Raw genomic sequence first — 7193 nt, forward strand, 5'->3', positions numbered from 1 at the left:
TTCTGAATTATCAGAGCAGACCTTGGCGCGGCTGCAGCGAATTGGCGCTCTGTCCGCACACCGACGCTTCAGCCTACCAAAATGCTGCGCGATGCACGAGTGGCCGCTTTGGAGGGCCGCACCGCAGCATCTTGAGGTGGTCTTGAACGGCAGCAAAGGGCCGTTCGCGTCATCCCTCACGAACGGCGGGAAGTGGACATTCGCCGCTTCGCAGCGAGGATTTTCAGATACCGCCATAGCGGAATTTTGCCTCACACAGACCTTGCACACGTGCAAAGACAGCAGCGTCGTGGCTGACCGCCACCAGCGCTTCGCCGCGCGCAACCGCATCCAAGTCGGACAGGGTGAGGCTGGAGCCGTCAAGGGTGATCGTCATCCACTTTCTTTCCGTTCTGACAGAAACTCGCGAGAGACTTGCTGTATGGAATTTAATCGGCCATTCTCCAACGGCAAACCGGCCGGTTCGAGCCGGGCATGAAGTCTGGGAGGAAAATTATGAAATTCAGAACGTTGTTTTCGGGTGCCGCAATCGCCGCGCTCACCGCTGGGGCCGCCGTGGCACAGGATGTCACGCTCCGGCTGTCGCACTGGGTGCCGCCGACGCATCCGATCCAGACCCTGGGGATCGAGCCTTGGGTGCAATCGTTGTCCGAGGCTTCGGATGGCCGTATCGCCGTGACGATCTTTCCGGCACAGCAGTTGGGTGCCGCACCGGACCACTACGATATGGCGCGAGACGGCATTGCCGATATCACATACACCAACCCCGGCTATCAGGCGGGGCGCTTCCCGATCTACAGCCTGATCGAGATCCCGTTCCACGCCAACAACGCCACCGGCGGCGCGCAGGCGCTACACGAATGGTACGCCCCAATCGCCGAGACCGAGATGAAGGACGTCAAATTCTGCGTTGCCAACCCGCATGATCCAGGCACCTTCCACTCGAAAGCACCGATCAAGGTGCCGGGTGACGTGGACGGTCTGAACGTCCGCCCCGCCCACGCGACGATGGCGCGTTTCGTCAGCTCGCTTGGCGGTGGCCCGGTCCAGGTGCCCGCACCGGAAGCCCGCGAGGCCATGGCAAACGGTACCGCCGATGCGATCACCTTTCCCTGGAACTCGATCTACATCTTTGGGATCGACAGCGAGACAAAGTATCACCTCGACATGCCGTTCTACATCTCGGCGCAGCTTCTGCTGATCAACATGGACACATATAACGGGATGCCCGACGATCTGAGGGCCATCCTTGATGACCATTGCACGCCGGAATGGTCTCGCCGGTTCTCTGAAGGCTGGGCAGCGAACGAAGCCTCGGGTCGGCAGAAGATGATCGAGTCCGGTGAGCACACGCTTTATGTGCCGACCGAGGACGAGGTCCAGATGTGGCGCGATGCAGCCACGCCGCTCATCGACCAATGGAAGGAAGAGGTCGGCGCGGACGCCCAGGCAATCTACGACAGCTATGTCGAGGCGCTTGAGCGCCTCGACGCTCGCTTCTGAGTTCAAGAGGCGAGCGGCCATCCGGCTGCCCGCCGCTTAGACGCATGCAGCGACTTCAAGCGATACTCGAACGGATCTCGCACGGGATCGAGATCGTGGCAGGCATCATCATGGGCCTCGTCACGGTTCTTGTCGTGGCGTCCGCAACCGGGCGCTATCTCTTTGCGTATCCTTTGCCGGACGCCTTCGACATGTCGCGCCTCCTGCTGGGGGCGGCAATTATGTGGGGCTTTGCCAGCGTCGGTTACCGTGGGTCGCATATCAAGGTCGATATCTTCGCTGAGCGTTTGCCAGCCGGTCTCCGCAGGTGGGTGGACGCCTTCGCCTGGACCGTTTTGTTGATCTTCACCATTCTTTTGGCATGGAAGATGTTCGGGCGCGTCTCCAGTGCCGCTGCCAGCAACGAATCCACGATGGACCTGCGCCTGCGCGCCTGGCCGATGATGGGCCTGATCTGGCTGGGTGTCGTGTTCAGCCTGCCCGCCATTCTGGCACGCCTGATCCTGATCGTAACCGGGCAAGGTACGCTCGACCATTACGAAAGTATTGATGTGAAAGACGAAGCATGAGCGGCGACCTTATCGCAATCTCGGGGTTTGCTGCACTCTTTGCAATGATGATCCTTCGCGTCCCGATCGGCATCGCCATGGGTCTTGTCGGCGTTGGCGGGTTTGCCGCCGTCGTTGGCTGGAAACCCGCGCTCAACCTTCTTGCCCAATCTCCGATCCGCACCGTAACCGACTTCAACCTCACGCTCATTCCGTTCTTCGTCCTGATGGGCGTTTTGGCCACCAATTCCGGGATGTCCCGCGAACTCTTCCGTACGGGCCGACACTGGTTCGGGTTCATGCGCGGCGGCATGGCCATGTCGACCGTCGGGGCCTGCGCGGGCTTTGCCGCAATCTGTGGCTCTTCGGTTGCGACCGCTGCGACCATGACCAAGATCGCGCTGCCCGAGATGAAGCAGGCGGGCTACCCCGACGAGGTCTCGACCGGCGTTATCGCCGCCGGCGGCACTCTCGGCATCCTGATTCCTCCCTCTGTGGTGTTGGCGGTCTATGGCTACATCACCGAACAGGACGTGGGCGTCCTCTTCATCGCGGGAATCGTGCCGGGCCTCCTCGCGATCCTGATGTATATGCTCGCGGTGCGCTTTGCCTATGGTCGCCGCCTGCCGGCAGGCGAGCCTTTCCGGCTGGGCGAGGCGATCCGCTCGCTCTCGGGCGTCTGGGCTGTCATGCTGCTCTTCTTTCTGATCATTGGATCGATCTATTTCGGCTTCACCACCGCGACCGAGGCCGCTGCGGTCGGCTCCTTCCTGACTGCGCTGATCGGCATACTGCGCGGAAAGCTATCGGCGCGTTTGTTGCTCGACAGCCTTGTCGAGGCTCTCCGCACGTCGGTCGCAATCTATACGATCCTGATCGGCGCGATCATTTTTGGCTATTTCCTTGCCATCACGCAAAGCCCGCAAAAGATCACTGCCTGGCTCGTGGCGCTCGACCTTGGCGCTTACGGCACACTTGCGCTGATCCTGCTGTTCTTCGTGCTGATGGGCTGCATTCTGGATGCGATGGCGATGATCATCTTGCTGGTGCCCATCGTCTTTCCCATCGTCACGCAATTGGGTTTCGATCCGATCTGGTTCGGCGTCATCATCGTGATGACCGTGGAGCTTGGTCTCATCACGCCGCCTGTGGGTATGAATGTCTTTGTCATCAATTCAATTGCGCGGGACATCTCACTGACGAAGATATTCAAGGGCGTGCTGCCCTTTGTTGGTGCTGACATCCTGCGTCTGGTTCTGCTGGTGGCCTTCCCGGCGCTGGTCCTGTGGCTACCGCAGACGATGCAATGAGGCGATTTCCGACCATCTATTCCACGTTGATGCGTGAGAACGCCAAAGCGTTTCTCTACGGCATGGGAATGAGTGATGACGACATCGCGAAACCCCAGATCGCCATCGCCCATACCGGCGGTGGAATGAGCCCCTGCAACATGAACCTTGGCGCACAGGCCGGCGACGCGGCCGAGGGCGTGCGGGCAGCGGGCGGTTACCCGCACGAAACGCCCGTGGTCTCGGTCTCCGACGGGCTGACCATGGCCCATCCGGGGATGCGCTTCTCGCTGATCTCACGAGAGCTCATTGCCGACAGTGTCGAGGCGACGATGCGCGCGCATTGCTGGGACGGGCTGATCTCGATCGGCGGCTGCGACAAGAACCTGCCGGGTCTGATGATGGGCCTGGTCCGCGTGAATGCTCCGGGCGCGTTCCTGCACGGCGGCGCGACGCGGCCAGGCCAAGTCCGCGGACGCGAAGTCTCTGCGCTTGACGCATTTGAGACCGTCGGTCGGATGATCGCGGGCGAAGCGGACCGGGCAGAGCTGGAGGAGTATCAACGCCACGCGATCCCCGGTCCAGGGGCCTGCGCAGGCCAGTTTACCGCGAACACAATGGGTATGGTCTCCGAGGCACTGGGCCTTTCGCCGGTCGGCGTGTCAATGGTGCCAGCGACAGATCCCGCCCGGGTGCAGATCATGCACGATGCCGCGCGCCATGTGGTGGCGGCCATCGAGGGCAACGGGCCTCTGCCCCGCGACATCGTCACCCGCACCGCGATCGAAAACGCCTGCGCCATCGTTGCGGCGACAGGCGGATCGACCAATGCCGCGCTTCATATTCCAGCCATCGCCCACGAGGCCGGGATCGATTTCGGGATCGAAGACGCAGCCCGCGTCTTCCAGCGCACCCCGCTGATTGGCAACCTCAGCCCCGGCGGCGCGTATCTTGCCACCCATGTCAACGCCATAGGTGGCACGCCTGTGATCCTCAAGGAACTGATCGCAGGCGGATATGTCGATGGCACCACCCTCACCATGACCGGCCAGACGCTGGCCGAGGCTGTCGCCGACGCCGCACCACCGGACGGCGAGGTGATCCGGCCCCTTTCCAACCCCATCGCACCAACCGGCGGCGTCGTTGTTCTGACCGGCAATCTCTGCCCCAAAGGTGCCCTTTTGAAAGTCGCGGGCCTCCCGTCTCTCACCTTCCGCGGCCGGGCCCGCGTCTTCGACGGCGAGGCAGCGGCACAACATGCCGTGGAAACCCGCACCTACGCAGAAGGCGACGTGTTGGTCGTCCGCGGCGAAGGCCCGAAAGGCGCGCCCGGAATGAAGGAGATGCTGGGCATCACCGCGCTGCTTTACGGCCAGGGGATGGGGGCCAAAACCGCGCTTCTGACCGATGGCCGGTTCTCAGGGGCTTCGCGCGGCATGTGCATCGGATATGCCTCGCCCGAGGCTGCAATCGGCGGGCCGATCTCGCTGGTCGAGGATGGCGACATCATCGCCATCGACGCCCATCCCGAAGTGGCCAGCATCACGCTCGAGGTCGATGACGCCACGCTTGCACGCCGCCGCGCGGCGCATGGCACACCCACCATGCCCCGCCACGGCGGGCTTTTGGAAAAATACGCGGCTTCGGTACAGGGGGCCGAGCGCGGGGCGGTCACACATTCCGGGGCCGTGGACACAAGTGGAGATTTAGACTGATGGAACCCAACCCCTACGATCCGTGGACGCGCGATGATCTGACCGAGAACGAAAAGACCGTGCTGAGGTTCATGGACGAGATCATGCACGGCGATAACCTCGCGCTTCTCGATGAACTGGTGGCAGAGGACTACATCCAGCACACACCTGGCATCGGTCAGGGCCGTGAAGGCGTGCGCAAGTACATCCAGGAGGTCGGCCACCGCCGTCCGGGCCGGCATGACTGGCGCCCAGTCCAGATCTTTTCGCAGGGCGATATGGTGATCCTGCACAAGATAAGTGGAACGCATGTTTTCGCCGACTTCGTTCGGTTCAATGAGAACGGCCAGATGGCCGAACACTGGGATGTGGTTCAGCCGCATCCCGAGCAGGGCTATGACCCGATGCGGCCCTCGACTGAGAACCTCGACCGGTTCAAAAAACTCTTCGACCTCGACTAGTCCAGCACAAAGAACGAAACGACGATCCATCCGCCAAGTCGCACACGGGTACCCGCGAACGGGTTCCTGTTGACCCATTCATGGCGCAAAGCCCCCGTCGCGAGCAGAGCCTGCCTGCGCAGCGAAGTCACGGTTTGTCCCGCGATCTGTGGATTCGAGCGTTCCGAGATTTGGCACCCGCATCGAATGGCGGTATTGCGGGCTGCACCCGCAGCATTCGGCGACCGTCCTCAAGGTCGGCTCCGGGCCGTCCTCGTCGGTCAGAATGGTGTGGGACATTAAGATTACGCTGCAGTGCGGAAGGCAGGTCAGAGCCCGAAGGGCCTAATGCTGCGCTTTGCGTGAATGTCCGGTTCTAGCCGGTTGAGGGACGCAAGGCGACATGTTCAGTTTGACATTCTTGCGGCCGCGATGGCACACTTCGCACTGATCCTTTCAGCGAAAAGACTTTGTAAAATGACAGCATTCGTAATCGGACAGATGCAGATCCACAGTCGTGACTGGATGGACGAATACTTTTCGAAGATCCCGGAAGTTGTCGCGCGACATCGCGGGCAGTTTCTGGTCAGGGGCGGCGATCCCGAGAGCCTGGAGGGCGACAGTGCGCTTCCAGACGCTGCCTTCATCATCAAATTTCCAGACCGCAGTTTCGCGAAGGACTTCTGGGGGTCGAAAGAGTTTCAGGCGCTTGCGGTCTTGCGCCAAACGGGATCGACGCTGAACGCGATCCTAGTCGACAAGCTGGCATAGAGGATCCCGGAATGGCGGCTTCTTTCAATCCATATTACGGCGAGCCAAAGATCCAGGCTCTTCAACAAGCCAGAGATGAGCAGGTGGCCGAACTCCTGGACTTGCCGGGCGCAGTGGTTCACGCCCGCACCTTTTCAAGCGACGATCCTGCTGCGTTGGGCTGGGATTACTTGCGAAGGATCATGTCTGAAGAAGGACTGGTGACATTGCGAGGGGCCGACGCGGCGACCATCGAAACCGCGAAAACGGAACTGGGCAGCTTTGATCCCAAATTGCATGTTTGGGACCTGTTCTTGGCAGACGCCGAGACCATTCGGGACGTCTGCGGAAAAATCGTGGACGTCGCACTCCCCGAAGGATTGGTACGCGCGGGTGACGAAGTATTGACCCCACAAAAGGCCCGCGAAATCCAAGCTTTCCTAGCGGATCAGGGCGTCTCCCCGTTCTCGACGGATGCCCTGCTCGGCAAGCTTTTTCCGGCACGGTTGATTGCCTTGCAAAACGCAAATGACAACATCGTCGCCGCCGGTTTTGCTGCCATGACCCACAACCGCCATAGCCGATTTTACAATTCAGCGTGGGTCGGCCTTATCGCGGTCGATCCGGCGCTGCGCGGTCTGGGACTTGGCAAATACATGGACGCGCTTTGCAACCTTGCCGCAGTCACCGAACTTGGAGCGGGGTCGACGATGGAGTTTGTCGCACAAGACAATGCCCCGTCACGCGCTATGCTGGAAAGCTGCGGCTTGAGGCAGGTGGACGGGGTTTCGGTTGTTATGTTTTCGACGTCCGCCGACCGCACCACGAAATAATAGCCACTTTGATCGGGCAGTGCTAGCCAATCGCATTCTCGCAAAGCAGACCTTCGCGCAGCTGCAGCGAACTGGCGCTTTGTCTAAGGTTTGTGGCTGCTGTCAGCGCGAGCTGCAGCGGCGACAAATCCGACAA

8 protein-coding genes are annotated in these 7193 nt (G+C 61.0%); 7 read left to right on the top strand and 1 reads right to left on the bottom strand.

From position 1 onward, the window contains the following. Nucleotides 1-223: 223 nt before the first annotated feature. Nucleotides 224-376, bottom strand: coding sequence for a hypothetical protein (locus QZ196_RS16780; RefSeq protein WP_296428474.1), 153 nt, complete (start codon nt 374-376; stop codon nt 224-226). Between the two features lie 119 nt (nt 377-495). Between QZ196_RS16780 and QZ196_RS16785 the strand changes: the two genes are divergently transcribed. The 7 genes from QZ196_RS16785 to QZ196_RS16815 all read left to right on the top strand — a co-directional run bounded on the left by QZ196_RS16785 (nt 496) and on the right by QZ196_RS16815 (nt 7057). Beyond that, on the top strand, nt 496-1503 hold the full coding sequence (locus QZ196_RS16785) for a TRAP transporter substrate-binding protein (protein ID WP_296428475.1): 1008 nt from the start codon (nt 496-498) through the stop codon (nt 1501-1503). A gap of 44 nt (nt 1504-1547) precedes the next feature. Continuing rightward, a complete protein-coding gene (locus QZ196_RS16790) occupies nt 1548-2072 on the top strand; it encodes a TRAP transporter small permease (protein ID WP_296428477.1) in 525 nt (174 codons plus the stop codon). Next, nucleotides 2069-3361, top strand: coding sequence for a TRAP transporter large permease (locus tag QZ196_RS16795; RefSeq protein ID WP_296428479.1), 1293 nt, complete (start codon nt 2069-2071; stop codon nt 3359-3361). Before QZ196_RS16790 ends, QZ196_RS16795 begins: the two co-directional genes overlap by 4 nt. Further along, nucleotides 3358-5055: a dihydroxy-acid dehydratase gene (locus tag QZ196_RS16800; protein ID WP_296428482.1), complete on the top strand. Its 1698-nt coding sequence runs from the start codon at nt 3358-3360 to the stop codon at nt 5053-5055. Before QZ196_RS16795 ends, QZ196_RS16800 begins: the two co-directional genes overlap by 4 nt. After that, nucleotides 5055-5495 (top strand): nuclear transport factor 2 family protein, encoded by a 441-nt coding sequence (locus tag QZ196_RS16805; RefSeq protein ID WP_296428484.1) that lies wholly within the window; start codon nt 5055-5057, stop codon nt 5493-5495. The genes QZ196_RS16800 and QZ196_RS16805 overlap by 1 nt, the downstream gene beginning before the upstream one ends. A gap of 456 nt (nt 5496-5951) precedes the next feature. Then, nucleotides 5952-6245, top strand: a complete 294-nt coding sequence (locus QZ196_RS16810) for a DUF1330 domain-containing protein (RefSeq protein WP_296428486.1) — start codon at nt 5952-5954, stop codon at nt 6243-6245. 182 nt (nt 6246-6427) lie between these two features. Continuing rightward, complete coding sequence (locus tag QZ196_RS16815) at nt 6428-7057, top strand: GNAT family N-acetyltransferase (RefSeq protein ID WP_296428488.1); 630 nt, start codon at nt 6428-6430, stop codon at nt 7055-7057. Nucleotides 7058-7193: the final 136 nt, after the last annotated feature.

The sequence above is a fragment of the Yoonia sp. genome (assembly GCF_017854565.1).
In the GTDB taxonomy this organism is placed as follows: domain Bacteria; phylum Pseudomonadota; class Alphaproteobacteria; order Rhodobacterales; family Rhodobacteraceae; genus Yoonia.

Bases quoted from the DNA above. Each gene is read 5' to 3' on its own strand.
- QZ196_RS16795 (WP_296428479.1), top strand. From the start codon at position 2,069: ATGAGCGGCGACCTTATCGCAATCTCGGGGTTTGCTGCACTCTTTGCA.
- QZ196_RS16785 (WP_296428475.1), top strand. From the start codon at position 496: ATGAAATTCAGAACGTTGTTTTCGGGTGCCGCAATCGCCGCGCTCACC.
- QZ196_RS16790 (WP_296428477.1), top strand. From the start codon at position 1,548: ATGCAGCGACTTCAAGCGATACTCGAACGGATCTCGCACGGGATCGAG.
- QZ196_RS16805 (WP_296428484.1), top strand. From the start codon at position 5,055: ATGGAACCCAACCCCTACGATCCGTGGACGCGCGATGATCTGACCGAG.
- QZ196_RS16800 (WP_296428482.1), top strand. From the start codon at position 3,358: ATGAGGCGATTTCCGACCATCTATTCCACGTTGATGCGTGAGAACGCC.
- QZ196_RS16780 (WP_296428474.1), bottom strand. From the start codon at position 376: ATGACGATCACCCTTGACGGCTCCAGCCTCACCCTGTCCGACTTGGAT.
- QZ196_RS16815 (WP_296428488.1), top strand. From the start codon at position 6,428: ATGTCTGAAGAAGGACTGGTGACATTGCGAGGGGCCGACGCGGCGACC.
- QZ196_RS16810 (WP_296428486.1), top strand. From the start codon at position 5,952: ATGACAGCATTCGTAATCGGACAGATGCAGATCCACAGTCGTGACTGG.